We start from the raw sequence: 2,192 nt of genomic DNA on the forward strand, positions 1-2,192 counted from the left end.
CGCGGCGGCACGCAGATTTCTCGAAGACGAGTGCGGATACACGCTGGACGACTTCATCGACCTGGCGATCGGATGCCGCAGCGACATCGACGAGAGCGCCGCGGCGTTCGGCATCGCGATCGGAAAATCGGTGAGCAGCCAGGACCTCGTCGAGGAGGCGCGGCGCGTGGCACTCGAAACGGCCCTTGATGCCGCGTTCGATCTCGAATCGCTGGAACACGAATCCGATCGCCTTCCGCCGGTGCAGTGCGGAGCGGAAAGCGCCAGGCGGTAGGTCCCACCTAGAGGGGCGGAAAGTCGGGCTTGCAACGCGGAAATGGGGTTGACCGAATTGGCGTTTTTCGTTGCGCTGGCTCGTCGGTACAGGGATGTTTCCTAAGGATCCAAGGGAATGGAGAATTGTCATGGACGACGACAGGACATTGATCGTTGATGAGCCGACGAAGCCGCGACTCGGGGCCCGGCTGTATGCGCTGTTGAAAAGCCGGCTTCGCTGGAAGGAAACCGCGGGCGACTTGCGAAAGACGATCAAGGCGCGAGAGATCGAGTTACGGGACGTTCGAGCCAGCCGAGCGAAATGGAGAAGCGATGCCGGTGAGGCCCGAGCGCGCGTAGGTGAACTGGAGAAGGAAGCGGCGCAACTGCGAGAGCAATTGACGGCCGTTAAAAAAAAGTAGATGAACCGGATGTTCAGGAAATCGCCGTGTCTCCCCACGCGGCACGGGTCGTCGAAGGGGAGTTGCTGTGGAAGGACGAGGAGCCGAAAGGAGGCCAATACCCGGCGGGATTAATGACGTTCTGGGCGTGCCTGGTGATCGAGGCGGGCGTTTCCCTCCGCGGGGTGGAGCGGATTCTGCTGGTGCTCAATGAAACATTCGGTCTGCGGTTGCCCATCCCCGATTGGACGACGGGACGGACGTGGATCCTCCGTCTGGGGCTTTGGGAACTGCGTCGTCCCTTACCGAAAGCGGGGCCAGGGGTGAGGTGGGGATGGGTCGCCGATCATGCCGTCCAGATTGGCACCCTGAAAGTGCTCCTGGTTCTGGGAGTCAGGCTAGAGATGTTGCCCAAGACCGGCCCTTGGGATCCGCTGCAGATGCAGGACATGCAGTTGATCGGGCTGATTCCGATGAGTCCGTCCAACGCGAAGGCTGTCGACGAGGCATTGGAGACGTTGATCGCCCGGACGGGATTGCCGGATGTGATCGTCAATGACCTCGGGGCCGATCTGCACGGCGGAGTGAAACGCTTCTGCGAACGACACCCAGAGACGCTGGAGATTTATGACGCGGCCCATAAAGGGGCCTGCCTGCTGAAGGCCCGGTTGGAAAAAGACGAACACTGGAAGAAATTTCAGAGCCTGTGCGGACAAACGCGGGTCCAGGTCGTGCAAACGGAACTGGCGTGCGTGATGCCGCCACGGCTGCGGATGAAGAGCCGCTATATGAATCTGGATCCGGTTCTGAGTTGGGCGGTCTGGGCTTGGGGCTTGCTGCGAGAGAGCCGTGCTGGCCGGCCGCCACTGGATATCACGGCCGCACGCATGGAAGAAAAGCTGTCCTGGCTCGATGAATTTGAGGAAAAACTTCCGGAATGGCTGGAATGGCTGGAGCAAATCGAGGCCATGCTGGAGACGGTCCGCCAACAGGGCCATTCGCGTGAGACTCCGGCGCTGCTCAAGTCGCGGATGCCGGCGGCGTCCTATTCCAGTACGCAATTATTGGCGGAGGAACTGCACGCGTTCGTATCAGGCTATTCGAATCGAGTTCAACCGTTCGAGCGCCTGCCTGGGAGCAGTGAAGTGCTGGAATCCACACAAGGAAAGCTCAAAACTCTGGAGCGTCAGCAGTCGCAAGAAGGATTCACTCGATTCGTTCTTGGCATCGGCGCCTGTCTGGGAAACGCCTTGGACCGGATGGCCGAAGCCGCCCAGGCCGTCACCAACAAGCTGGTCGAAAAATGGAGTGATGTACATCTCGGGGACACGCTCGCCTCGCGGCGTTGCAAGGCTCGCTCATGCGCAACAGAATTCAGATGAAAACATGGCCCGGCGAAGCCCGACTTTTCATCACCTTAGGTCCCACCTGCCGGGTGGTGACCTGCCGTCATGTCGGCGGCTGCATTCAAATCCGCTACTGCGTGCGCGGCGCGCGGCGATTCGGCCACATCAGAAATATGTACCCCAACCCGGC

Annotated in this window: 3 protein-coding genes; all 3 read left to right on the forward strand. The window is 60.4% G+C overall.

Features of this window, described 5'->3' with window-relative positions; genetic code table 11:
• Positions 1–274 (forward strand): hypothetical protein (locus VGK48_10025; protein HEY2381501.1); only part of this gene is annotated, 274 nt, incomplete at its 5' end.
• Positions 275–404: 130 nt separating this feature from the next.
• The gene (locus VGK48_10030; GenBank protein HEY2381502.1) at positions 405–677 is read left to right on the forward strand and encodes a hypothetical protein; all 273 of its coding nucleotides are present in this window, start codon (positions 405–407) and stop codon (positions 675–677) included.
• Between the two features lie 26 nt (positions 678–703).
• Positions 704–2,038 carry a hypothetical protein gene (locus VGK48_10035; GenBank protein HEY2381503.1) on the forward strand — a complete coding sequence of 445 codons (1,335 nt, stop codon included), beginning with the start codon at positions 704–706 and terminating at the stop codon, positions 2,036–2,038.
• The last annotated feature ends 154 nt before the right edge of the window (positions 2,039–2,192 follow it).

The sequence above is a fragment of the Terriglobia bacterium genome, from assembly GCA_036496425.1.
Taxonomy (GTDB): domain Bacteria; phylum Acidobacteriota; class Terriglobia; order 20CM-2-55-15; family 20CM-2-55-15; genus 20CM-2-55-15.